Origin of the sequence: Aminobacter sp. BA135, from assembly GCF_050859125.1 — a bacterium.
Lineage (GTDB): Bacteria > Pseudomonadota > Alphaproteobacteria > Rhizobiales > Rhizobiaceae > Aminobacter > Aminobacter ciceronei.
Genome location: NZ_CP139572.1, coordinates 3066141 through 3089025, shown reverse-complemented (window position 1 = coordinate 3089025; position 22885 = coordinate 3066141). Strand labels below are relative to the sequence as shown.

24 protein-coding genes and 1 pseudogene are annotated in these 22885 nt (G+C 61.6%); 5 read left to right on the top strand and 20 right to left on the bottom strand.

The window, feature by feature from the left end; translation table 11 throughout:
* Window positions 1-66 precede the first annotated feature (66 nt).
* The 15 genes and pseudogenes from lpxB to SLT36_RS14940 form a co-directional block, all read right to left on the bottom strand.
* Entirely contained in the window at window positions 67-1230 is a 1164-nt protein-coding gene (gene lpxB / locus SLT36_RS15010; protein WP_432283354.1) for a lipid-A-disaccharide synthase, read from the bottom strand.
* On the bottom strand, window positions 1227-2120 hold the full coding sequence (locus SLT36_RS15005; protein ID WP_432283353.1) for an LpxI family protein: 894 nt from the start codon (window positions 2118-2120) through the stop codon (window positions 1227-1229). The genes lpxB and SLT36_RS15005 overlap by 4 nt, the downstream gene beginning before the upstream one ends.
* Window positions 2107-2940 carry an acyl-ACP--UDP-N-acetylglucosamine O-acyltransferase gene (gene lpxA / locus SLT36_RS15000; protein WP_432283352.1) on the bottom strand — a complete coding sequence of 278 codons (834 nt, stop codon included), beginning with the start codon at window positions 2938-2940 and terminating at the stop codon, window positions 2107-2109. Before lpxA ends, SLT36_RS15005 begins: the two co-directional genes overlap by 14 nt.
* An 11-nt stretch (window positions 2941-2951) precedes the next feature.
* Entirely contained in the window at window positions 2952-3416 is a 465-nt protein-coding gene (gene fabZ, locus SLT36_RS14995; protein WP_067962382.1) for a 3-hydroxyacyl-ACP dehydratase FabZ, read from the bottom strand.
* Window positions 3409-4467 carry a UDP-3-O-(3-hydroxymyristoyl)glucosamine N-acyltransferase gene (lpxD, locus tag SLT36_RS14990; RefSeq protein ID WP_432283351.1) on the bottom strand — a complete coding sequence of 353 codons (1059 nt, stop codon included), beginning with the start codon at window positions 4465-4467 and terminating at the stop codon, window positions 3409-3411. The genes fabZ and lpxD overlap by 8 nt, the downstream gene beginning before the upstream one ends.
* Before the next feature lie 72 nt (window positions 4468-4539).
* Entirely contained in the window at window positions 4540-6927 is a 2388-nt protein-coding gene (bamA, locus tag SLT36_RS14985; RefSeq protein WP_432283350.1) for an outer membrane protein assembly factor BamA, read from the bottom strand.
* A gap of 220 nt (window positions 6928-7147) precedes the next feature.
* Window positions 7148-8287, bottom strand: coding sequence for an RIP metalloprotease RseP (gene rseP, locus SLT36_RS14980; RefSeq protein WP_432283349.1), 1140 nt, complete (start codon window positions 8285-8287; stop codon window positions 7148-7150).
* 82 nt (window positions 8288-8369) lie between these two features.
* Window positions 8370-9200, bottom strand: a complete 831-nt coding sequence (locus SLT36_RS14975) for a phosphatidate cytidylyltransferase (RefSeq protein ID WP_432283348.1) — start codon at window positions 9198-9200, stop codon at window positions 8370-8372.
* A 7-nt stretch (window positions 9201-9207) separates the two neighbouring features.
* The gene (locus SLT36_RS14970) at window positions 9208-9927 is read right to left on the bottom strand and encodes an isoprenyl transferase (RefSeq protein ID WP_083948597.1); all 720 of its coding nucleotides are present in this window, start codon (window positions 9925-9927) and stop codon (window positions 9208-9210) included.
* A gap of 32 nt (window positions 9928-9959) precedes the next feature.
* Window positions 9960-10514: a ribosome recycling factor gene (gene frr / locus SLT36_RS14965; RefSeq protein ID WP_067962393.1), complete on the bottom strand. Its 555-nt coding sequence runs from the start codon at window positions 10512-10514 to the stop codon at window positions 9960-9962.
* Window positions 10515-10557: 43 nt separating this feature from the next.
* On the bottom strand, window positions 10558-11280 hold the full coding sequence (gene pyrH, locus SLT36_RS14960; protein WP_067962395.1) for a UMP kinase: 723 nt from the start codon (window positions 11278-11280) through the stop codon (window positions 10558-10560).
* Between the two features lie 107 nt (window positions 11281-11387).
* Complete coding sequence (gene tsf, locus SLT36_RS14955) at window positions 11388-12308, bottom strand: translation elongation factor Ts (RefSeq protein ID WP_067962397.1); 921 nt, start codon at window positions 12306-12308, stop codon at window positions 11388-11390.
* Between the two features lie 118 nt (window positions 12309-12426).
* Window positions 12427-13209 carry a 30S ribosomal protein S2 gene (gene rpsB, locus SLT36_RS14950; RefSeq protein ID WP_067962398.1) on the bottom strand — a complete coding sequence of 261 codons (783 nt, stop codon included), beginning with the start codon at window positions 13207-13209 and terminating at the stop codon, window positions 12427-12429.
* 362 nt (window positions 13210-13571) lie between these two features.
* A pseudogene (locus SLT36_RS14945) lies at window positions 13572-13844 on the bottom strand (DUF4031 domain-containing protein); the annotation flags it as partial.
* Between the two features lie 9 nt (window positions 13845-13853).
* Window positions 13854-14681: a cell envelope integrity EipB family protein gene (locus SLT36_RS14940; RefSeq protein WP_067962414.1), complete on the bottom strand. Its 828-nt coding sequence runs from the start codon at window positions 14679-14681 to the stop codon at window positions 13854-13856.
* Window positions 14682-14824: 143 nt separating this feature from the next.
* Here SLT36_RS14940 and SLT36_RS14935 point away from each other — a divergent pair, with 143 nt between their 5' ends.
* The 3 genes from SLT36_RS14935 to SLT36_RS14925 are packed head-to-tail and all read left to right on the top strand — an operon-like array spanning window position 14825 to window position 17267.
* Entirely contained in the window at window positions 14825-15289 is a 465-nt protein-coding gene (locus SLT36_RS14935; protein ID WP_432283347.1) for a RidA family protein, read from the top strand.
* A gap of 8 nt (window positions 15290-15297) precedes the next feature.
* On the top strand, window positions 15298-16026 hold the full coding sequence (locus SLT36_RS14930) for a glycerophosphodiester phosphodiesterase (protein ID WP_432283346.1): 729 nt from the start codon (window positions 15298-15300) through the stop codon (window positions 16024-16026).
* A gap of 38 nt (window positions 16027-16064) precedes the next feature.
* Entirely contained in the window at window positions 16065-17267 is a 1203-nt protein-coding gene (locus tag SLT36_RS14925; RefSeq protein WP_432283345.1) for a GNAT family N-acetyltransferase, read from the top strand.
* A gap of 3 nt (window positions 17268-17270) precedes the next feature.
* Here the strand turns inward: SLT36_RS14925 and SLT36_RS14920 are convergent, their stop codons facing one another.
* Complete coding sequence (locus SLT36_RS14920) at window positions 17271-17600, bottom strand: DMT family transporter (RefSeq protein WP_432283344.1); 330 nt, start codon at window positions 17598-17600, stop codon at window positions 17271-17273.
* An 88-nt stretch (window positions 17601-17688) separates the two neighbouring features.
* Between SLT36_RS14920 and SLT36_RS14915 the strand changes: the two genes are divergently transcribed.
* Entirely contained in the window at window positions 17689-18123 is a 435-nt protein-coding gene (locus SLT36_RS14915; protein WP_432283343.1) for an HIT family protein, read from the top strand.
* 15 nt (window positions 18124-18138) lie between these two features.
* On the opposite strand, the gene SLT36_RS14910 is transcribed toward SLT36_RS14915, so the two are convergent.
* The 4 genes from SLT36_RS14910 to SLT36_RS14895 form a co-directional block, all read right to left on the bottom strand.
* Window positions 18139-19062, bottom strand: coding sequence for a phosphatase PAP2 family protein (locus SLT36_RS14910; RefSeq protein ID WP_432283342.1), 924 nt, complete (start codon window positions 19060-19062; stop codon window positions 18139-18141).
* 192 nt (window positions 19063-19254) lie between these two features.
* Window positions 19255-20220 (bottom strand): phosphatase PAP2 family protein, encoded by a 966-nt coding sequence (locus tag SLT36_RS14905; protein ID WP_432283341.1) that lies wholly within the window; start codon window positions 20218-20220, stop codon window positions 19255-19257.
* Between the two features lie 119 nt (window positions 20221-20339).
* Window positions 20340-20687, bottom strand: coding sequence for an AzlD domain-containing protein (locus tag SLT36_RS14900; RefSeq protein ID WP_432283340.1), 348 nt, complete (start codon window positions 20685-20687; stop codon window positions 20340-20342).
* Entirely contained in the window at window positions 20684-21430 is a 747-nt protein-coding gene (locus SLT36_RS14895) for an AzlC family ABC transporter permease (protein WP_432283339.1), read from the bottom strand. Before SLT36_RS14895 ends, SLT36_RS14900 begins: the two co-directional genes overlap by 4 nt.
* A gap of 193 nt (window positions 21431-21623) precedes the next feature.
* On the opposite strand from SLT36_RS14895, the gene SLT36_RS14890 reads away from it, so the two are divergent.
* Window positions 21624-22874 carry a diguanylate cyclase gene (locus tag SLT36_RS14890; protein WP_432283338.1) on the top strand — a complete coding sequence of 417 codons (1251 nt, stop codon included), beginning with the start codon at window positions 21624-21626 and terminating at the stop codon, window positions 22872-22874.
* The last annotated feature ends 11 nt before the right edge of the window (window positions 22875-22885 follow it).

Genomic DNA, 22885 nt, shown 5'->3' with positions numbered 1-22885 from the left:
GTCGCAGCTCGAAGCTGCGAACGACTTGAAAAACACCCGCCAGGCCATCGCCTCGGCGGGTGTTTTTCATTTCGTGATGTGTTTGAGAACCGTTTCGGCAGCGATCTCGCCTGACGGCCGTTCGGTCGCCATGCGTCTGGCAATTTCGGCAAAACCGTCTTTCTGCCAGCGTCGAAGGGCGCCATCCTCGAACAGGCCTTCGACATAGCGCGCCATCCATTGCGGGCGCACATATTCGTTGTAATTTTCCTGCACGACCGGCCTGTCGGCAATCAAGTTGGGCAGTGCAGCACTCCACACCGTGACCATGCTCTGGATCATCCGCGCCAGCGTGTCGAGTTTGTAGGACGACAACATCGGCACACCCGCAAGCGCGAGTTCCAGCGACACCGTGCCCGATGCGATCAGGGCAGCATCCGCCTCACCAAAGGCCTGCCACTTGTGCTGCGGATCGAGGATAATCTCCGGCTTTTGCTGCCAGGTGGAGACAGCCTCTTCGACGAGGCCGGTGACATGCGGCACCGTCGGCAAGAGCAGCCGCATACGATGGCCACGTGCGCGCAGGATCGCAACGGTCTCGCCGAACGGGCCGATCAGGCTGCGCACCTCGCCACGACGCGATCCCGGCAAAAGCAGAAGCGTTTTCTCGCGGTCAGCCGCAAGCTCAGCCTTGCCTTCCTGCATCGCCGCCGCAATGGCGACGCCCGGGTCGGTCGTCAACCGATGGCCGACAAATGTACCATGCGGGCCGCCCAGGCGCGCAAGCTCGGCCGGCTCGAACGGCAGGATGCACAGCACCTCGTCGACATCAGGCTTCATTGCCTTGGCCCGTCCCGACCGCCAGGCCCAGACGCTCGGGCAGATGTAATGGATGATAGGAATGGTCGGATCGAGCGCCCGCACCTTCCTGGCAACGCGCAGCGAAAAATCCGGGCTGTCGATGGTTACGAGGCAATCCGGCTTTTCGGCCGCGACGAAACGGGCGGTCTGAGCGATCCGCCTGATCAGGCGCGGCAGGTCGCGGATGACCGCCGTCAGTCCCATCAATGCGATCTCGCTGGCATTGAACAGCGGCGACAGGCCAAGTTCCTGCAGATGCCGGCCGCCAGTGCCGACAAGCCTGACCTCACGCCCACTCAAGCGCTGCAGCGCCTGCACCAGATCGGCGCCGAGCAGGTCGCCCGACTCCTCGCCTGCGACGATGGCAATCTTGAGTGGTGGCTGGGTCATGGCTCGTTTCCCTCGCCAGACAGGCCGATGACGAACAGGCCGAGCCTGTCGGCGCGTTCGACCACCTCGCCATAATCGAGCACCAGCGAGCGTCCGGCCTCAATGCCGATCCCGGCAAGCCCCGCTGCATGCGCAGCATCGACCGTTGCCGGACCGATTGTCGGCAGGTCGGCGCGCAGTTCCTGGTTCGGCTTGGCGCATTTCACCAGAACGCCGCGTGTGCGACCGGCGATGCGGCCGTTGTTGCGCAGGTCGCGCACGCGTTCGAGCAACAGGTCGGTGCCCTCGATGCCTTCGAGCGCGATGGCGCGCCCGCCGATGGCAACCGCCGCTTGGCCGATATCAAGCGCACCGATCGTGCGTGCGGCCTCCTGGCCGGCCCGAAGGTCGGCCCAGTCACTCTGCTGGGGCGCCAGCCCCCCCATGCTGCCAGTCATCGCCAGAAGCTCCGGAACGACCTGATGTGCCCCGACGACCTTGATGCCGTTGTCCTCGATCGTCGTGACCAGGATGCGCAGCAGGCCGTCGTCGCCGCGGGCAAGCGCTGCAAGCGCGCGCGGCAGGACACGCAGCAGGGCTATGCTGGGGCGAATGGCCCGCCACACCGGGCGACGACTGATGCCACCGGCCAGCACGCAGTGGGTGATGTCGTGACGCCTGAGCAAAGGCACCAGCGAGGCGAACTGCTCGATGGCAAGCCGCTCGCCGGCATAGCTCCAGAGGCTGGTACCGGGATCGGTCTCACCGTCAATCAGAACGATGAAGGGCTTGTGCCCGGCCTCGGCGAGACTGTCGGCGACATTGACCGGGAGCCGACCGCTGCCGGCGACGACAGCAACCCGGTCAGTCGCGGAAAGGTTGATCCTCTTTCCGCCCTCAGCCTTCGTCATCGGCGGCGTCTTCGGCGACGGCGTGTCTCAGCGGCGGTACGGTGAAGTGGCGCTTGCCGCGCGCCTGGATGAAATCCAGAACATCGCGCACGATGGGCGAAGCAGCGAACTCGCGTTCAACAAGCGGGATGCCTTCGGCCACCGAACGGGTGGGATCGAAAATCATCTTGTAGGCTTTGCGCAAGGCAAAGATTTCGGCGCGCGGCAGGCCGGAGCGGCGCATGCCGATGACGTTGAGTCCGCGCAGGCGAGCGCGATTGCCCATCACCATGCCATAGGGGATGATGTCGCCATCGATGATCGCGCCACCGCCGGCAAAGGCATGGTGACCGATACGCGTCATCTGATGGACGGCACACAGGCCACCAAGCGTGACGTTGTTGCCGACTTCGACGTGGCCGCCGAGGGTCGCGACATTGGCCATCGTGACGTTGTCGCCGACGATGCAGTCATGGGCGATATGCGCATAGGCGAGGAACAGCCCGTTGTCGCCGACGGTGGTGGCGCCACGGCTGGTGTCGGTGCCGACATGCATGGTCACGCCTTCGCGGATCGTGCAGTTCTTACCGACAGTGAGCGTCGTCCGGCCACCCTTGTGCTTGTTGTTCTGGGGCGCAGCGCCAAGCGTTGCCTGCGGAAACACCTTGCAGCCTTCGCCAAGCGTCGTTGCGCCCAGGATCGCGACATGACTCATCAGTTCGACGCGGTCACCGATGACGGCATCAGCGCTGACATGGCAGAAAGGACCAATGCGAACGCCCGCACCCAGTTGTGCACCGGCTTCGACGACAGCGGCAGGATGGATAAAGGTTTCAGTCATGGAGTTGTTGCTTATTCCTTGGGCACCATCATCGCTGCCACCTCTGCTTCGGCTACGGTCGCACCATTGACCTGCGCGTCGCAGGCGAACTTCAGGATGTTGCCGCGCTTCTTGATCTTCTTGACGTGAATGCGGAGCTGGTCTCCCGGCACGACCGGCTTGCGGAACTTGGCTCCGTCGACCGTCATCAGGTACACCAGCGACGGCGTTTCGTCGACGACGAGCCGCAGGCAGATGGCGCCCGCCGTCTGTGCCATGGCCTCGATGATCAGCACGCCGGGCATGACCGGATGGCCCGGGAAATGCCCTTGGAAGTGCGGTTCGTTGAAGGTGACGTTCTTGATGCCGACAGCGGAATCGTCGCCATCGATGTCGACGATGCGATCAATCAGCAGGAACGGGTAACGATGCGGCAGCAGCTTGTGCAGGCCGAGGATATCGACGGCTTCGAGTGTCCTGGTCGCCTGGTCAGTCACTGCTCCCACCCCCCTTTGGTTTTCCCATGGCCATTTTTCTGATCAACGCGAACTCGCGCATTGCCAATTTCATTGGTTTTGCAGGAAATCCTGCCCAAACTTCGCCTGCGGGCACGTCGTGCATCAGGCCGCTGCGCGCTGCCAGCTGCGCCCCCGATCCGATGGTCAGGTGATCGGCCAGGCCAACGCCGCCGCCCATCATCACGTTGTCGCCGACGACAACCGAGCCCGAAATACCCGTCAGCCCCGCAATAACGCAATTGCGGCCAATGCGCACGTTGTGGGCGATCTGGACGAGATTGTCGATCTTGGAGTTTTCGCCGATGACCGTGTCGGACATGGCGCCACGGTCGACAGTCGAATTGGCGCCGATCTCGACATTGTCCTGGATGATGACGCGGCCGATCTGCGGAATGCGTTCCGGACCGCGCGCGCCTCCGGCAAAACCGAAACCGTCCTGGCCGATGCGGGCGCCGGCATGAATGATGACGCCATTACCGATAAGCGCATATTGGATCGAGCTGTGCGGGCCGACATAACAATCGCGGCCGATCTGCGTCGAACGTCCGATGACGGCATTTGCCGAAACCACAGTGCCGGCGCCGACAGCCGCGTTCGGCCCGATGACGACACCAGCCTCAACGACAGCGCCAGCCTCGACATATGCGGTCGGGTCAACATGAGCGAATGGTGACACGCCCAAAACACCGGTCACGCCGACCGGACGTTCGGCATCTGGATAAAGCAACCGGCCAATGCGGGCAAAAGCCTGCTGCGGACGTGGCGTAATGAGAACCGCGACACCGGCTGGCACCAAATCGGCAACATCGGGCGTGCAAAGCACCGCCGCCGCATGCAATGCCTTGAGTGGTCCAGCATTGCGCTTGCCATCGACAAACACCAAAGCGCCCTCGCCACCGCTGCTTGCCGCTGCGATGGTCGAGATGGCGATATCGGAATGTTTGGGGTCGACAAGCGTCGCGCCGGTAAGGCCGGCCACCTCGCCCACCGTGTAGCGGCGTGACGGCACAAAAAATACCGGATCCGTCATGAAATGCTGTTCCAGCCAAGCCGGGCAAAGAGTTTCCGGGCCGTGACGGCCCGGAAACGTTGTACCACGCAATTAGAAGCGGGTCGAAATGCCGAAGTTGAATTCCTGCGTATTGTCGGTGTCCAGCTTCTTGACCGGTACCGCATAGTCGATGCGCAGCGGACCGAAGGGCGAAGCCCAGAGCAAGCCGACACCGACCGAGGCACGCAAGTCCATGCCAGTGCCAGCAATAGCAAATTCCTGAGCCGTACCGACGTTCCGATCAACCTTGCTGCCATAAAGAGTTGCAGCATCGGCGAACACTGCACCTCGCAGGCCAAAGCTCTCTGGCACAACTGGGATGGGGAACTGCGCTTCAACCGACGCATTGAAATAGGTGGTACCGCCAAGGTGATCCTTGCTCGCCGGATCGTATGGCCCAATACCGTTGTATTCAAAGCCGCGGATCATGCGATCATTGTTCTTGAAATGATCGAAGACGCGCAGGCCATCGTCGCCGAAGCCCTGGATATGACCAGCGCCAGCCGATACGAGACCAACGATATCAAGCTCTTCCGACAGCGTCTGATAGTAGCTCGCACGGCCCGTGAACTTGACGAACTTCGCGTCGCCGCCGAGACCTGCCACTTCAGTCGTGAAGTTCGCGTAGATACCGTTACGTGGATTCTTCATGTCATCGATGGTGTTATAGACCAGCGTGCCACTGACCGACGACTTGATCCATGGACTGTTGGCAATACCATCAACGATTGCTTGCGAAACCGCGCAGCCGGCATCTGGAATTCCGTTGCCGTCAGTATCGCACTTTTCGTTCAGCTCATACTTCTCCTGAGAGAGGTTGTAAGCGAGCTGCGTCGAAATGTTGTTGGTGATCGGCAGACCGAAGCGGATGGTGCCGCCGGTAATATCGCTGTCGTACTTGTCATTGTACTTGCGGGTCTGGCGATAGACGTCGAAACCGGCAGCGATACGACGACCGAGGAAATACGGCTCGGTGAACGAGAAGCTGTAGTCGCGCGAGTTCTTGCCGCCGCCGGCGGAGAACTTGATGAACTGGCCGCGGCCGAGGAAGTTGCGCTCGGTGATCGAGCCTTCCACCGACGGGCCGGCATTGTCGCCACCGGTCGAATAGCCGGCGCCGATCGAGAACTCGCCGGTCGACTTCTCGACCAGGTCGACAACCAGCACGACCTGGTCAGGCTGCGATCCGGGAGCGGTCGACACTTCGACACGCTCGAAGAAGTTCAGCGCCTCCAGGCGCTTCTTGGCGCGCTGGATCAGCACCTGGTTGAAGGCATCGCCTTCGGAGACGTCGAATTCGCGACGGATGACGAAATCGCGGGTGCGTTCGTTGCCGCGGATTTCGATGCGCTCGACATAAGCCTTGGCGCCCTGGTCGACGGTGTAGACGACCGAGATGGTGCGGTTTTCGAAATTACGATCGCCGCGCGGCGTTACCTTGGCGAAGGCATAACCAGCGCCGGCAACGTTCTCGGTGATCGCGATGATCGAATCTTCGACGTCCTTGGCGTTGTAAACATCGCCTTTGCGCGTCTCGACGAGACGCTGCAGGCTCGCGCCGTCGACCTCGGGGATGCTGCTTTCGACCGACACATCGCCGAACGTGTAGCGCTGACCTTCGTCAACGGTGATCGTGATGGTGTACTGGTTGGTCGCCTCGTCAAGTTCGCCGAAGGCGGAGACAACCTGGAAGTCGGCGTAGCCGTGATTGAAATAGAAGCGACGCAGCGCTTCCTCGTCGGCGCGCAGGCGGTCTTCGTCATAGATGTCGTCACGCAACATGAACGACAGGAACGACGAGCGCTTGGTCGAGATGACGTCTGCGAGGCGGCGATCGCCATAGGCGTCGTTACCGACGAAATTGATCGCGGCGATCTTCGTGCGGCCGCCTTCATTGATCTCGAACACCACGTTCACGCGATTTTCGCCGAGATCCATGATCTGGGTGCCGACGGTGACGTCGTCACGGCCGACGCGCTTGTAGGCTTCCTTGATCGCCTGGGTGTCAGCCTCAAGCGCTGCCTGCGAAAATGCGCCGCGCGGCTTGAGCTGGATGGCGCCACCGAGTGCCGCGTCCTTGAGCTTCTTGTTGCCCTGGAACAGCACGTTGTTGACGACCTGATATTCGGAAACCTGGACGACGAGCGTCGAGCCGACCTGATTGATGCGGACGTCGGAGAACAGGCCGCTGCCGAACAGCGCCTTCACAGCGTCGTCGATATCGGTATTCGAGAACGACTTGCCGGGTTTGATGGTGATGTAGTTGCGGACGGTTTCCGCATCGACGCGCTGATTGCCGCGCACTTCGACCCGGTTGACCACCGCCGCCTCAGCGGCAGACACGGCAACAAACTGGACCGCCACTGCGCCTGGAATGGCCAGAGCGGCGGAAAGAGCAACCGCGGACGCGGCGCTCGCAAACTTAAGTGCTGCCTTCATAGTCGGCCTTTACAACCTTTTCTCGAAGTCCCCACGGCGAGAAAACCGGACGTCGCGGTAATTCTCGTACCGTAATAACTGGATTTTCCCTACACGCAAGGCTTCTGGTTAATTTGCGCTTACTTCCTCAGCGAGCGTGACTTTCGCGTCACGCATACCGCCCCAGATGGTAAACGCCCTCTCAACGGACCCCTTGCCGGCCCCAAATTTCTTCATGATTTCAGCAGCCAAACAGGTCGTTCCAGAAAACGAAACCCATAAACGCCAGCACGAGAATCATCCCCACTCGATATACAGCCTCCATCGCCCGCTCGGAAACAGGGCGCCTGATGACAGCTTCAACTGCATAGAACGCCAAGTGGCCGCCGTCGAGTGGAGGAATCGGCAGAAGGTTCAGAAAACCGATGCCGACCGACAAAAGAGCCACCAATTGCACCAGCCAGACGAAGCCCAGTTGGGCCGCCTTGCCGGCCATGTCGGCGATCTTGACCGGCCCACCGAGCTGACACTTGTCCTCCCGGCCAACGACGAATCGCTTCAGGAACTGACCGGTACGCTCGATGATGTGCCCGGTTTCGGAAACCGCCTGCACAAATGCGCCGCCTGGGCTGTAGCTGATGAGCCTGGGCTGCCCCAGCTCCTCATTGTTGACGACGCCAATGACCGCAACCTTGACCGAATTGCCGAGCGCGTCCTTCTGCTCCATCATTTCGGGCGTCGCCGTAACAGAGACTTCCTTGCCGTCACGCATCATCACGAAGGTAAGCGGATCGCCACCGCGTCCCGAGACGATGCGCTGGACGTCGGAGAAGGTTTCCACCGGCTGGCCGTCGACACTGACGAATCGGTCTCCCGGCTGGATACCGGCATTCGCCGCCGGGCTCGCAGCGCGCACCTCGGCAACCGTCGGCTCCATGACATAGCGGCCATAAGCCGAAAACAGCACAGTGAAGACGGCAATCGTCAGCAGGAAATTGAACAGCGGTCCGGCGAACACGGTCGCCGCGCGCTTCCACACTGGTTGCGTATGGAACGCGATCTTACGTTCGGCGGCACTGAGATTGTCGTCCCCGCTGCCCTCCGGCTTGCTGGTGACGCTCATGTCGCCGACGAACTTGACGTAGCCGCCCAAGGGAACGGCGCAAAGCTTCCAACGCGTACCGCGACGATCGTTGAAGCCGAGCAGTTCGGGGCCGAAGCCAATCGAAAAGGCCTTCACACCGATACCGCACCAGCGGCCGACCAGATAATGGCCCATCTCGTGCACGAACACGACGATGGTGAGCACGAACAGGAACGGCACGATGGTGCCGATCAGGAGACCATCCGTAGTCAGGAACGCGGGAAGATACTCGCTCAATTCAAGCCCTCAACCAGATACCTTGGCGCTTCAAGTGCAGCACCGCGCCTTGCCCGAGGCTTGCGCCCCTGAACTTGGTCGCTCAGGCCGGAAACAATCCCTGAGCCGGATGGTCGGCGGAACCGGACATCCAGCCGATGACGTATAGGGCAAATGCAGCCGCGACAAGCCCATCGACGCGGTCCATCACGCCGCCATGGCCGGGAATCAGCGACCCCGAATCCTTGTAGCCATGCCGACGCTTGACCCATGATTCGAACAGATCGCCGGCCTGCGAGATCACCGAAAGCAGCAGGCCTATCACGGCCAGGAGGAACAAGTTGCCCGTACCGGCAAAGTTGGCGAGCAGCAGTCCGGCAACCACACCACCGACAGCGCCGCCAACAGCGCCGCTGCGCGTCTTGCCAGGCGAAATGGCCGGTGCCAGCTTGGGGCCGCCGACCTTGCGGCCGACAAAATAGGCAAAAATGTCCGTCGCCCAGACAACCGCGAACAGAAACAGGATGGCGACGAGGCCCGACGCGTCGTCGCCGCGCAACAGGGCAAGGGACAGGCCGGAGAGCGCAGAATAGCCAAAACCAGCAGCTTCCCACGCCCCTGCCCGGCGCAGCTTGCCCAGCCCCCACAGGATGAGGGTGAAAACCGCAGACAGGATGATCAAAGCGAGTGCCGGAATGCCCGCGACCAAGGCGCCGGCGAACATCAGGATGAACACTTCCGGCAGCATGTTGAGGTTGCCGCCGGCCCATCCTGTTTCGCTGTTAGGCCGCGACATGCGCGACCATTCGTAGAAGATGGCAATTGCTATCGCCGCGGTCAGCATCCTGAACGGCAGCCCGCCCAGCCATGTCAGCAACAGCACAGCAGCTGCCAGCACGATCGCTGAAATTGTCCGGAGCTGGAGATTGCTCATGGCAAGGTCACGAAGCGACGTCGCGCGCTGCAAGCCCGCCAAAACGGCGTTCGCGGCCGGTATATTCGCGCAAGGCCTCCGACAGATGCTCGCGGGTGAAATCCGGCCAGTAGCAAGGCTGGAAGATCAGCTCGCTGTAGGCCGACTGCCAGGGCAGGAAATTGGAGAGCCGGATTTCGCCGCTGGTGCGAATGACCAGGTCGGGATCAGGAATGCCCGATGTGTCGAGTTCCTCGGCAAACAGCTCCGGCGTGATCTGCTCGCTTGAAATGTCGCCACGCTTGACCGCTTCCGCCAGCCGGCGCGCGGCGCGCGCGATCTCGTCGCGTCCGCCATAGTTGAACGCGATGACCAGTGTCAGCGCATCATTGCCCGATGTCAGCGTTTCGGCCTCCTCGAGCAGGCTACGGATATCGGGCTGCAGCGTGGCCCTGTCGCCGATGATCTGGACGCGCACACCGCTGTTGTGGAGTTCGGCAAGATCGCGCCGAATGAAGATCTTGAGCAACCCCATGAGGTCGGTGACCTCGGACTTGGGCCGCGACCAGTTCTCCGAGGAGAAGGCGTAGACGGTCAGCCAGGAAATACCGAGGTCTGCGGCGGCACGAACGGTGCGGCGCAACGCCTCGACACCGGCCCGGTGGCCCGCAACGCGCGGCAGGCCGCGGGCTTTTGCCCAGCGACCGTTGCCGTCCATGATAATCGCGACATGCGCGGGCGTAGTCATCCGTTCGCTTTCGGGCCGGCCGTATGCCTGCCTTAGACTTGCATGATCTCGGCTTCTTTGCCTGCGAGCAGGCTGTCGATCTGGCTGATCGTATCGTCGGTCAGCTTCTGCACCTTGTCGGACTGGACGCGCTGGTCGTCCTGGCTGATGTCGCCATCCTTCTCGGCCTTCTTGAGTGCGTCCATGCCGTCGCGGCGAACGTGGCGGGTGGCGACCTTGGCGTTCTCGGCGTAGGTGTGGGCGATCTTGACCAACTCCTTGCGGCGCTGCTCGTTGAGCTCCGGCAGCGGAATGCGCAGGTTGGTGCCGTCGACGATCGGGTTGAAGCCGAGGTTGGATTCGCGGATGGCGCGATCGACAGCACCGACCATCGACTTGTCCCAGACCGAGACCGAGATCATGCGCGGCTCAGGCACGGACACGGTGGCCACCTGGTTGAGCGGCATCGACGAGCCATAGGCCTGGACGTGGATCGGATCGAGCAGGTTGCTCGAGGCACGGCCCGTGCGCAGCGAGGCGAGGTCGTGCTTGAAGGCGTTGATGGCGCCTTCCATGCGGCGCTGAAGATCGCTGTAATCCGTGCTCATTGCAGTCTCCTTGGTCCCGATTTCGGGGCCATCGTTCCAATCGTCAGGCGTCCGCAACAATCGTGCAGCGGCCGCCACCTTTCAATATTTCGCCGAACCCGCCTTTTTCATGGATCGAATAGACGATTATCGGGATGTTGTTTTCGCGCGCAAGAGCAATCGCGGCCGTATCCATGATGGATAGGCCTTTTGTGATGACTTCCGCATGCGTGATGCGTTCGAAGCGCGTCGCAGCTGGGTCCTTCTTGGGATCGGCCGAATAGACACCATCGACCTGGGTGCCCTTGAACAGCGCGTCGGCGCCAATCTCGGCGGCACGCAGGGCCGCTGCCGAATCGGTCGTGAAGAATGGATTGCCCGTGCCGCCGGCAAAAATCACGACCTTGCCGGCATCCATGTAAGCGGTTGCCTGGCGCTGCGAGAAGCTCTCGCACAGTTCGGGCATGGCGATCGCCGAAAGCACCACGGCATCGACGCCAAGCTTGTGCAGCGAGGTGCGCAGAGCCAGCGAATTGATGATGGTGGCAAGCATGCCCATGTGGTCGCCGGTGACACGATCGCCACCCTTGGATGCCACTGCCACGCCGCGGAAGATGTTGCCGCCGCCGATGACCACGCCGACCTCGACGCCGAGCGCCCTCGCCTCGGCGATGTCGCTGGCAATACGGTCGACAACAGAAACATCGATGCCGAAATGCTGCTCGCCCATCAGGGCTTCACCCGACGCCTTAAGCAGTACGCGCCGGTAGAGCGGCTTGTCGGTCATGGGTTCCTCGCGGCTGTTGAATTTGGGTTCCGATACACGAAGGGCGCCGCGATGTCACGCGGCGCCCTTCGGCTATCCTCAGGAAGCGCTTGATGCAGCGCTGCTTTTTAGCCCTTGACGGCTGCAGCGACCTCAGCGGCAAAGTCGCTCTCTTCCTTCTCGATGCCTTCACCGAGCGCGAAGCGAACGTAGCCGGTGATCTTTGCCGGCGCGCCGATCTGCTTTTCAGCGTCCTTCAATGCCGCCTCGACCGTCAGGTCGGGGTTGAGCACGAAAGCCTGCTTCAACAGCACGACTTCCTCGTAGAACTTGCGCATGCGGCCTTCGACCATCTTCTCGATGATGTTCTCCGGCTTGCCCGACTGGCGGGCCTGATCGGCGAAGATCGACTTTTCGCGCTCGACGGCAGAAGCGTCGACTTCGTCGGGCGTCAGGGCCAGCGGGTTGGTCGCAGCAACGTGCATGGCGACCTGACGCGCGAAGGCGCGGGCCGCGTCATGATTGCCGGCGGTCTCGATAGCGACCAGCACGCCGAGCTTGCCGAGGTTGTCGGCAACCGCGTTGTGGACATAGGTCGCAACGACGCCTTCGGAAACCGACAGCTTGACCGAACGGCGGAAGCTCATGTTCTCGCCAATGGTGCCGACAGCGTCCTTGATGGTGTCGGCAACGGACTTGTCCGAACCCGGATACTTCGCAGCGGCAACAGCGTCGGTGTCGCCATAAGCGAGAGCGACCTTCGACACGTTGGCGACGATTTCCTGGAAGGCGGCGTTGCGCGCAACGAAGTCGGTCTCCGAGTTGACTTCGACGACGACGGCTTCGCGCACGCCGGCATCGACGCCAACCAGGCCCTCGGCCGCGGTACGGCTGGCCTTCTTGTCGGCCTTGGAGATACCCTTCTTGCGCAGCCAGTCGACCGCGGCTTCCATGTCGCCGCCGGTCTCGGTGAGAGCCGCCTTGCAATCCATCATACCCGCGCCCGAGAGTTCGCGGAGTTCTTTAACCTGTGCTGCCGAAATGCTCATTGTGGCCTCTTTGCTTCAAAATGCGCGAGCGCACCACCGAGGGTTCGATGATGCGCCGAACGCCGGCGCTGGTGGCGCCCAATCCTGAAAAGGAAGGCCGGTCTCCCGGCCTTCGTGATTACGCCTGGGGCGCTTCAGTCGATGGAGTCTCGTCGAGCGCAGGCTCAACCGGGGCTTCGGCCGATGCGCCGATGTCGACACCGAGCGCGCCCTGCTGGCGAGCGATACCGTCGATCGCAGCCTTGGCAACCAGATCGCAGTAGAGCTGGATGGCGCGGGCAGCGTCGTCGTTGCCGGGGATCGGGAAGTCGATCTTATCCGGATCGCAGTTCGAATCGATGATCGCGACAACCGGAATGCCGAGACGCTTGGCTTCCTGGATGGCGATGGCCTCCTTGTTGGTGTCGATCACGAACATCAGGTCCGGCGTCGAGCCCATGTCCTTGATGCCGCCGAGGGCCTTGTCCAGCTTCTCGCGCTCGCGCTCGAGGTTCAGGCGCTCCTTCTTGGTGAAGCCGTGGGCTTCGCCAGCGAGCAGCTCGTCGAGCTTGCGCAGGCGCTGGATGGAGTTCGAGATCGTCTTCCAGTTGGTCAGCATGCCGCCGAGCCAACGCGAGTTGACATAGTACTGGGCCGAACGCTGAGCAGCGTCAGCAACGATGTCCGAAGCCTGACGCTTGGTGCCGACGAACAGCACGCGGCCGCCGCGCGAAACGACGTCCGAAACCTGCTTGAGAGCCTGGTGCAGAAGCGGAACGGTCTGCGACAGGTCGATGATGTGGATGTTGTTGCGGGCGCCATAGATGTAGGGCGCCATCTTCGGGTTCCAGCGGTGGGTCTGGTGGCCGAAGTGAGAACCAGCTTCAAGAAGCTGGCGCATGCTGAAATCAGGCAGTGCCATCGTTATTTCCTTATCCGGTTGGCCTCCACGGACAATGACGCTTTTCGCTGGATGCTCGAAACGCCACCGGGGGGTCTCAGCCGGATTTCTCCCGGGCAGAAACCGAAGTCCGTGTGTGGAATGCGGCGGCATATAGACGTATTGGCTGGTGAGCGCAACCCCGCGACCGGCCCGATTGCCCGGGAAATCGAGGCTTTCCGTGCTTGTGGGCCTCAACCAAAGCCTCCCGAAGCGCACGATCGCCACTGGTCAGGCAGAGGATTCCTGGCAGCGATTCCCTTCGGAACAAAAGATCAGCTGCCAGCTGCCCAGCGCGACATGCCGGGCTCCTGTTCCGCCGGTTCCTGCACCACCTTGGGTTCGCGGCGCTTGAAGTTGCGCACGCGCACGCGGCGAAACACCGCCACGATCTCGTCGCGGCTGCATTCGATCGCGCCAAGACGCACGGCACGATCACGCTCGAAGCCGGTGATGTCGTAATGCGGCGCCGAGGTCTTGGGCGGGCCCTGATAGGACGAACGCTTCAGGCCGAGCTGGGCGGCGAAACGATGCAACTCGTCGGTGTCGTCGGCGAGCAGGTGGCACCAGCGATGGCCCACCCACTTCCAGATTGCCGCGTCGACATAGACCGCCACGACAGCGACCTAATGCTTGCAATCGCCTTGCGGCACGGGAAACAGCGATAGATTGACCAGCTTGCCGGTCATCGAGAAATCGCCGTAATCCATCACCAGGTCGCGCGTCAGGCCGTTCTCATGCAGCTTGAAGCTGATGCGATACTCCGGCACTTCCTCGCCGCCGCCCTTGCTTTCATCGAAATAGGCAATGTCGACCGGCCAGAACTTGTCCTTGGCGAGTGCCGCAAGCGCAGGGCGCTCCGGATCGGCCTCCGGCGCCTCGCTCTTCTTGCCGACGATGACGGTGGTGGTCATCACCTTGTCGGCGTCTTCGGAGCCGTCGAACAGGCTCGTTTCATAAAAGGTCTCGCCCTTCTCGGCCTTGTCGATCAGCTCGACGAGATGCTGGGTCGGGAACTGCGTCTTCGCGAGGTCGACGGAACCCGCCGACGGTTTTTCCAAAGCGACCTTGAGCCCGTTGGCCTCGCGCGTCGCCGTGCCCTTGACCTCACGATCGAGATTCTGGTCGACGAAGGATTTTGTGACGAACGAGAAGGTCTTGCCCTCGCCGTCCTCGAAGGTGGTCGTCTGCTGATCGGTCAGCCGGGTGTTCTCGCTGGTCGCGATCTGGGTCACGAAGCGGAACTTGACCGTGTAGCCTTCGCAAGCTGAGCCATTGAACTCATAGACCATGCGCCCGGAAAGGCCTGTTATCCCTGACCGGTCGGAGGCCTGGTCGAGCACCAGATCATAGACGGCGCGATGTGGCGCAAGCACGGGAGCCGCAAGAGCTGGCGTCAGGGACAGCAGCGAGGTGGACAGGGTGGCTAGAAGAACAAGGCGCTTTGCGCGCATACACTGGCTCCGATCGGCGCGGCCATGACAAGCCGCCTTGAATGATGGTCCACCTTAAAAAAAGTCGTGGCGGAAGCGAGGCAAACATAGCAGTTTCGGCGCAGCCTCACCCGCCACCCGAGACTCAGAGATAAGGAAAGACGATGGGCGAAACAATCGAAAAGCGGCTAAGCGATCTTGGCATCACCTTGCCCGTAGCCGCAGCCCCCGCCGCCAACTACGTGCCCTTCATGGGCTCGGGCAATCTCGTCTTCACCGCCGGTCAGCTGCCGCTCAAGGAGGGCAAGCTCACCGCCACCGGCCTGCTTGGCCGCGATGTCGACGTTGCAGGCGGCAAGGAGGCGGCCAAGCAGTGCGCCGTCAACATCCTCGCCCAGGCAAAGGCAGCTCTTGGCGATCTCGAAAAGATCCGTCGCATCGTCAAGATCAACGTCTTTGTCGCCTCGTCCTCCGACTTCACCGAGCAGCATCTCGTCGCCAATGGTGCGTCCGACTTACTGGTCGCGGCACTTGGCGACCGCGGCAAGCATGCGCGTTCGGCCGTCGGCGTCGCCTCGCTGCCGCTGAATGCCGCCGTCGAAATCGAAGCCATCATCGAGCACGAATGAGCGGCCTCATGACCGACCTATCCTGGCTGACCGCCCGCCCGATTGCTCATCGCGGCCTGCACGACCTCAACAAGACCTGCTGGGAAAACACGCTATCCGCCTTCGAGCGGGCGGCCCAGCGTGGCTACGCCATCGAATGCGACGTACATCTGACCGCCAACGGTGACGTCGCCGTGTTTCATGACGACGTGCTCAACCGGCTGACGGGTACGGATGGCTTCATCTGGCAGCGTACGACACGCGAGCTTGCGGCACTTCGGGTCGGCGGCACCACTGACCACGTGCCGACCCTTGCCGAAATGCTCAAGCTGGTCGACGGGCGCGTACCCCTGGTCATCGAACTCAAGGGCATTCCCGGGCATGATGGCGAACTCGTCGAACGCGTGGCGGCAGCCTTGCGCAACTACAAGGGCAAGGCTGCGATCATGTCCTTCGATCACTGGCTGATCCGTGACTTCTCCCGCCACGCGCCGGGCATTCCGGCCGGACTGACCGCCTGGGGTGATCTGGATCACGAGCTCGAAGCACATTTTTCGATGCTGGCGCACGGCATCTCGTTTGTGTCCTACTCGGTCACGCACCTGCCGAACAGGTTTGTCGGCTTCGTGCGCGACAGGCTCGCCATGCCCGTCATCACCTGGACCGTGCGCGATGAGGAAGCCGTGCGGACGACCTTCGCGCTGGCCGACCAGATGACCTTCGAGGGGTTTGATCCCGACGCGCTGGCGGTGGCCTGACCCTTGCAACGGCTGTTATCGAGCGTAAGTAACTACGCATGAGCAATGCGAGCGATGTCGGGGCGACGAGTGCGGATGGCGGCTACGCCGTCCGCGTCGTCTCAAGCATCAGCGAATTCGGACGCGACGACTGGAACAGCCTTTCAGGCACGTCAAAGGCCACAAGATCGGCCTATAACCCGTTCATTTCATTTGATTTTCTGAGCATCCTCGAGGAATCCGGTTGCGCCGTCCGCAAGACCGGCTGGCAAGGCCACCATCTCCGGCTGGAAAAGGCCGACGGCAGTTTCCTCGGCGCCCTTGCGTGCTATGCCAAGTCACACAGCCAGGGCGAATATGTCTTCGACCATGGCTGGGCCGACGCTTTCGAGCGCGCCGGCGGGCGATATTATCCCAAGCTCCAGGCTTCGATACCGTTCACGCCGGCGACCGGCCCTCGGCTGCTGGCTGTTCCGGGCGCCACGGCCACTGCGACAAAGGCGGCGCTGGCAACGGCGCTGCGCAGTGTCGCCGAGGGCGTCGGCGTATCGTCGGCACATGTCACCTTCGCCGAGCCGGACGAAGTCGACATCCTCGCCGACACCGGCTTCCTTCGCCGCACCGACCAGCAGTTCCATTTCTTCAACGAAGGCTTCGGCACCTATGACGACTTTCTCGCCACGCTGGCCTCGCGCAAGCGCAAGGCGCTGAAGAAGGAGCGGCGCGAGGCGCTGACCGAAGGCATTTCGATCGAACGACTGACCGGCAAGGACATCACCGAAGCGCACTGGGACGATTTCTTCACTTTCTACATGGACACCGGCGGCCGCAAATGGGGTCGGCCTTACCTCAACCGGACATTCTTCTCGCTGATTGGCGAGCGCATGGCCGACGACGTGCTGCTGGTCATGGCCAGGCGCGGCGGCCGCTACATCGCCGGCGCGATCAACTTCATCGGCTCCGACACGCTCTACGGCCGCAACTGGGGCTGTATCGAGGACCACCCCTTCCTGCATTTCGAGGTCTGCTATCACCAGGCCATCGACTTCGCCATAGAACGCAAGCTGCGCGTCGTCGAGGCCGGCGCCCAAGGTGAACACAAGCTGGCGCGCGGCTATCGCCCCGTCACGACGCAGTCAGCCCATTACATCGTCCACCCCGGCCTTCGCCGCGCCGTCGCCGAATATCTCGAGCGCGAACGCCGGGAGGTCGCCCAGATCGGCGAGTATCTCGATGATCACGGGCCGTTCCGGCGCGGCTGAGGTTCAGTGGGCTATCGACTTCGAGAAGAGGTTGATCACGATGACGCCCGCCATGATCAGTCCGATGCCGAGAAGTGCGGGCAGATCGAGCGTCTGGCGGAACCAGATCCAGGCGATCGCCGTGATGAAGACGATGCCGGCACCGCACCACATCGCATAGACGATGCCGACCGGCACCTGGCGCAGGACCAGGGACAGGAAATAGAAGGCGCAGGCATAGCCAGCCAGCGCGATGACCGACGGCCACAGCCGCGTAAAACCCTTGGTTTCTTTGAGGGCGGAGGTGGCGACGACCTCGAAGGCCACCGCCACGATCAAATAGATGTAGTTCAACTCAGCTCCTTGCAGCCTTCCGCAGCTTGACGTTCCGCTCGCCAGCGCCGAAACATCCACCACGAAATTGCAGCAAACGGGATAGGCCATGTCGAGCGCCGCTTACGATCCAAACAACATCTTTGCCAAGATCCTGCGCGGCGAGATCCCCTCGCATCGGGTCTACGAAGACGATGCCGTGGTGGCGTTCATGGATGTCATGCCGCAGAGCACCGGGCATACGCTCGTGGTGCCCAAGATGCCCTCGCGCAATCTGCTCGATGCCGAGCCCAAAACATTCGACCGGCTTTTTTCAGCGGTTCAGAAGGTGGCAAGGGCCGCTCAACAGGCCTTTGACGCCGACGGCATCGTCATTTCCCAGTTCAACGAAGCTGCGGCCGGCCAGACGGTGTTCCATCTCCACGTCCACATCGTGCCCCGGTTCGAAGGCGTCGCACCCAAGGGCCACGCGGCGGTGATGGAAAAGCCGGAAGTACTGGCTGAGAACGCTGAGAAGATCAAAGTTGCGTTGGCAGGAGCATAAGCGGCGCAGCACATTTCAGGCCGGCGACAGCGTCACACTGGTTGCCGGCCTGTCGAGTGCATCATAGATCGCCAGCCCCACGCGCCAAACCACGAAGGTGATGGCAATGCCAGCGATCAGGTCGACGAGATTGTGGCCGCCCTGGACCAGGATAGCGGGCGCGAGCAGCAAGTTCATGCCGATCAGTCCCAGGCGGAAAACATGATAAGGCCACGCGGCAAGAAGCGTGATCAGCCCCATGACCGCGTGGAAAGACGGAAAGCCGATCAGCCCCGTAACCTCGATGGTTGCGACATCGACGACACCTTCGGCATACAGCCGATAGAGCTCGGCCCCGTACCGGGAATCGACGACCGGGCGGACGATCTTGTCGATTTCCTCATCCAGCTTCCAATGGGCGGATGCGCCTCCCGATGGGAACAAGGCCCAGATGAATATCCCTGTCAGCGACCCGAGCACCGTTCCAAATGCCATGCCAAGCAACCGCCGGCGGTCCAGCAAGACACCGAGTAGGATCATCGTCCCGACATATTGCGGCGTCGTCATCAGATAGATGGCGCGCAGAAGATCGTTGAAAGCCGGATAGTTGGCGATCCAGGCGCACAGCACCGGCCATGAATAGCCCAGCCATCCATCGATCCGAACCAGGACCGAGTCTATCGGTACACTCGGCCTTGGCAGGAGAACCAGATTGAACAGCGCGCAGGCAACCGCATAACCGACAAACAGGGAAGTCGCCGTAGTTGTATCGCCAACCCGCTGCCATCCATAACGGCGTCCAATCTGGCCAACGACGGCCAGCAGAAATCCAAGAATTGTCGAAGCAAGGAAAAACTCCAACCCTACGACAATACCTTTCCAGAAGATAAGGAAAACGTCGACAAAGATCAGAGCGCCGATAATCGTCATGATCACGCGCTCAACAGGATGCAATACCATAATGGGCCTCTCCAAGGAGAGATAACCTAGCCGGCTACAATTAAATCAAGATGAACTGTGTTAGGAATCCAATCCGTAGCTTACAAGTCATAGCGCCCCATTCGGAAGCCTGGGTAGGCTCGGATGCCATGGCCGGGATCGGAATCAATCGTCAATGCGACGGCAATTGGCGCGCCATTTGGATGGGAGCTCTCAGACCCTGCTGGCGAGCAGGCGATGGCTTCTACGGCCTCCAACAGTCGCAGAGAGCGTCTCAGCCATCTTCCAGGCAATAAACGCCACAAGGATGCCGGCCAAGGCGTCGGCAAGATGATGCCCCCCATCGATCGGCGTCGACAAAATAACGGCAAGGTTCAGTACCAGCACCGGCCAGAACCAGATCCTGACCCTCCGGAAAGCCATCACGATCAACGCTGACAGTGTGCAGTGATAGGACGGGAACGCAATCAGTCCTTGCGGTTGGTCGAGTGATATCAAGCGCGACGCGCCGTCGCGAATGTCAAAAAACGCCTGCTTGTATGCGAGATCGATGATTGGCCTGTTCAAAGCCATGAAATCGGCGGATGGACGGATGGTCCCGAGAGCTCCGGCCGCCGGCAAGAGGGAAGAGACCAGAATGCACAACAGCGCACCGACCATAACCGCCGTCACGAAATTCTGAACGCGTCGGATTCGGCCCGATAAGCTAAGTGCAAGTATCGTCAATGCCACCTGCGACAGCGATGTGACATAGACCATTGAAGAGAGTTGACCGAGCCAGGGTCTGGTGTTGACGAATTCGACATAAGCGCGCCAGTCGAAACCCAGCGCGGCGTCGAACGTGATCAACCGGTCGTCGATCAGTGGCATGTTGCTTGAGATCGCCAAGACGCTGAGTACGGCCGCAGCCGCAGAGAATGCCAAGAGCACAGCTGTCTCGGCGCACAAGACCTGGAATCGTTCGACCGGGCGCCTCACGGCATAGAACCAGGATATGAACGTCAGCCCCGATACCACGACAACAACTTTGACCGCACTGACTGGGTCAAAAGCAAAGTCCGTTGCCCATATCCACTGCGCGTCGATTGCGATCAGCATGCCGACGAGCGTCATTTTGACTGACAGGACGACGTCAGTCCGCTGCCTGTGTACAGGCGTTGTCGCTTCCAGTTCAGCCATTTGCGGATCCCCCAACCCTTGGGGACATAATAGGCTTCGGCAATTAAGCTGTCGTGAATGCGCCGCTACAGAATGGAAACAAAGCTGAGCCTCCGGAAGATTCGGAATGTCTCTTTGGCTCAGAAACTCCACATCCCGACCAGCAGGATCACTTCGGCGGCAACGATGCCGACCAGAATCTTCCGCCCGAGCCAGATATAGGCAACGAACCCAGCGCAGGCGGCACCTATGCGCAGGGCAAGCGCGGTGTCGACAAGCGCCCCGCTGGGAAAAACAATCAAATTGCCGATGACGGCGGCGACAAGTGCGGTGGCAAGCGCGCGAACCAGGACGAGAAGGTCGGAATCCTCGCTGAGACGGTCGCCGAGATAGACTCCGAGAAACCGCCAGGCGTCGGTGGCGAGCCAGCCACCGACGAGGATGAACAGGAACGGCCACCACCAGTTGTCAAGCGCATCGAAGGTCATGCTGGTGCCCTCCGCTGCGCCAGCTTGTGGAAGGCAAAGGCGACGCCTCCACCAACAATACCGGCGCCGAGCAGGTCGAACCCAGGAACGACGAGATGCAGCAGCGGACCGAGGATGAGGCCGAGGACCATGGCGACGTGCCCTGCCCGTTCGCGCGCCGATCCCCAGAGCGAGGTCAGGAAATACATCGGCGTGAGCAGGAACAATGCCGCAGACACGATCGGCGGCAGACTATCTGCGACGAGATAGACGACGGCCGTAACCACCATGTTGAACAGCACGAGCGTCGACCCGAGCCCGGCATAGTAGGTGGTGCGCAGGTCGCGCGGGATGCCGCGCAGCCGCTCCATCGCCAGCACCCAGGAGGTGACGGCGACGAAATGCGACAGGAGATAGAGCACCCAGCGTGGTGTCTTCGGCCCGCGCAGTTCGGGCACCAGCGCCACCACCATCGGCGTCAACCGGATCGATGACAGCGCTACGGCGAAAGCCGCTGCCGGAAGCGAAGCGCCTGAGAGAATGGCGCCGATCAGGACCACCTTGGCCGGAAGAGCCCAGACCATGCCGACCATGAAGACGGTCTGCGCCAGCGTCAGCCCGGCCTCTTTCGCAAGCCCGGCAAAGCCGATGAAGGCGCTGGCGAGGATCAGGCCGGGGATCGAGAAGGCAGCGCGAACGCCCCTGAGATACCAGAGGCGGCGTGTCGACAGACTCGGCGTCGGAGATGCGTGGTCAGCAGGCATTGAAAGGCGCATAGCATGGCCTCCCAGCCAAGTCAGCGCCTCACTCCGCCTGGCGCAATGGACCTGCGCCTCGTGACCGCCGCCCGGACCGGGCAATATCGTGCCGACCGGCGAAACAGACGGCATATTAACGGTTTACGTACCGCGAATGTGTAGGTAGGCCTTTGGGTGGAAAGTGAGGAACAGTCAGGTCATGACAGGTGCATTGCTGCTCGTCCTGCAAGCGCTGATCTACTTCGTGACCATGGCCGCGGTTTTCCATTCACGCCACAGATTCGGCATCGGAATCTTTGTTTGCGTGCTTGGGGTCATGCACTTCCTCGAGACCTATCTTGCCGCCGTCTTCTTCGTTCAGCTGCCCTTTGGTATGATATCCCCCGGCTCTACGGTGATGTTTTCCGGCAAGCTGCTGATGTTCCTTCTGCTCTACATCAAGGAGGATGCCGAGACAGTGCGCCAGCCGATCTACGGGCTTTTGATCGGCAACTGCCTGATGGTGGCTCTGGCCCTGATCCTGCGCCTCTACGGCGATGTCGCGGAAATGCCGGGTTATCAACCCGACCTGACGTTCCTCGACGACATGGGCGTATTGATGGTCTGGGGCACGGCCCTGCTGTTCCTCGACAGCATCGCCTTGATCCTGACCTACGAGAAGCTCGGACAGCGCATCGCCAACACGCTGTTCAAGCGCATTTTTCTCAGCGCCGCACTGGTCCTCACCTTCGACCAGCTGATGTTCTTCCTGGGCCTGCATCTCGTGTCGGGCGTGCCGATCAGCGCGCTTTACGGCGGCTGGATCGCCAAGATGGCGGCAGCGGCACTCTACAGCGCAATGCTCGTCATCTACCTCAGATATGTCGAGACACGTCCGGCACTGGCCGGCCCCGAGCCGCTGCTCAAGGTCTTCGACCGGCTGACGTTCCGCCATCGCTACGAGGACCTGCTGGAAAAGAGCGGCAAGGACACGCTGACCGGCACCAGTGACCGTGGCCATTTCGAAGCGGTGGCACAGTCGCTGATCGACCGGCCACTGGCCGACCGCAAGCCGGTGAGCATGTTGATGATCGACATCGACCACTTCAAGAGCATCAACGACCAGTATGGCCATGTCACCGGTGACAAGGTGCTCAAGGATGTTGCACGCGCGTTGGACGGCGCTTTGCGCAGCGGCGACCGTCTGTTCCGTTATGGTGGCGAAGAGTTCGTCGCCATCTGCCAGGACTTGAACGCCGGCGACGCGACGATCCTCGCCGAGCGCCTGCGCGCTGCGGTAGCGAGCATGACCCTGGCTGAGCCCGGTCTGAGCACTACCGTCAGCATCGGGGTGACGACCGCCAGAAGCGGTCCAGTTTCGGTCGAGCAGATGATCAGGGATGCCGACACCTGGCTGTATCGTGCCAAGCGACTCGGCCGGAACCGCGTCGAGAGCCCCGTCATCGCCTGAAGCAAGCCGCC

What these genes read in the sequence shown, in the direction of transcription:
- lpxB (WP_432283354.1), bottom strand. Translation starts at nt 1,230, where the DNA reads ATGACCCAGCCACCACTCAAGATTGCCATCGTCGCAGGCGAGGAGTCG.
- SLT36_RS15005 (WP_432283353.1), bottom strand. Translation starts at nt 2,120, where the DNA reads ATGACGAAGGCTGAGGGCGGAAAGAGGATCAACCTTTCCGCGACTGAC.
- lpxA (WP_432283352.1), bottom strand. Translation starts at nt 2,940, where the DNA reads ATGACTGAAACCTTTATCCATCCTGCCGCTGTCGTCGAAGCCGGTGCA.
- lpxD (WP_432283351.1), bottom strand. Translation starts at nt 4,467, where the DNA reads ATGACGGATCCGGTATTTTTTGTGCCGTCACGCCGCTACACGGTGGGC.
- bamA (WP_432283350.1), bottom strand. Translation starts at nt 6,927, where the DNA reads ATGAAGGCAGCACTTAAGTTTGCGAGCGCCGCGTCCGCGGTTGCTCTT.
- SLT36_RS14975 (WP_432283348.1), bottom strand. Translation starts at nt 9,200, where the DNA reads ATGAGCAATCTCCAGCTCCGGACAATTTCAGCGATCGTGCTGGCAGCT.
- SLT36_RS14970 (WP_083948597.1), bottom strand. Translation starts at nt 9,927, where the DNA reads ATGACTACGCCCGCGCATGTCGCGATTATCATGGACGGCAACGGTCGC.
- frr (WP_067962393.1), bottom strand. Translation starts at nt 10,514, where the DNA reads ATGAGCACGGATTACAGCGATCTTCAGCGCCGCATGGAAGGCGCCATC.
- pyrH (WP_067962395.1), bottom strand. Translation starts at nt 11,280, where the DNA reads ATGACCGACAAGCCGCTCTACCGGCGCGTACTGCTTAAGGCGTCGGGT.
- tsf (WP_067962397.1), bottom strand. Translation starts at nt 12,308, where the DNA reads ATGAGCATTTCGGCAGCACAGGTTAAAGAACTCCGCGAACTCTCGGGC.
- rpsB (WP_067962398.1), bottom strand. Translation starts at nt 13,209, where the DNA reads ATGGCACTGCCTGATTTCAGCATGCGCCAGCTTCTTGAAGCTGGTTCT.
- SLT36_RS14940 (WP_067962414.1), bottom strand. Translation starts at nt 14,681, where the DNA reads ATGCGCGCAAAGCGCCTTGTTCTTCTAGCCACCCTGTCCACCTCGCTG.
- SLT36_RS14935 (WP_432283347.1), top strand. Translation starts at nt 14,825, where the DNA reads ATGGGCGAAACAATCGAAAAGCGGCTAAGCGATCTTGGCATCACCTTG.
- SLT36_RS14930 (WP_432283346.1), top strand. Translation starts at nt 15,298, where the DNA reads ATGACCGACCTATCCTGGCTGACCGCCCGCCCGATTGCTCATCGCGGC.
- SLT36_RS14925 (WP_432283345.1), top strand. Translation starts at nt 16,065, where the DNA reads ATGAGCAATGCGAGCGATGTCGGGGCGACGAGTGCGGATGGCGGCTAC.
- SLT36_RS14915 (WP_432283343.1), top strand. Translation starts at nt 17,689, where the DNA reads ATGTCGAGCGCCGCTTACGATCCAAACAACATCTTTGCCAAGATCCTG.
- SLT36_RS14910 (WP_432283342.1), bottom strand. Translation starts at nt 19,062, where the DNA reads ATGGTATTGCATCCTGTTGAGCGCGTGATCATGACGATTATCGGCGCT.
- SLT36_RS14905 (WP_432283341.1), bottom strand. Translation starts at nt 20,220, where the DNA reads ATGGCTGAACTGGAAGCGACAACGCCTGTACACAGGCAGCGGACTGAC.
- SLT36_RS14900 (WP_432283340.1), bottom strand. Translation starts at nt 20,687, where the DNA reads ATGACCTTCGATGCGCTTGACAACTGGTGGTGGCCGTTCCTGTTCATC.
- SLT36_RS14895 (WP_432283339.1), bottom strand. Translation starts at nt 21,430, where the DNA reads ATGCCTGCTGACCACGCATCTCCGACGCCGAGTCTGTCGACACGCCGC.
- SLT36_RS14890 (WP_432283338.1), top strand. Translation starts at nt 21,624, where the DNA reads ATGACAGGTGCATTGCTGCTCGTCCTGCAAGCGCTGATCTACTTCGTG.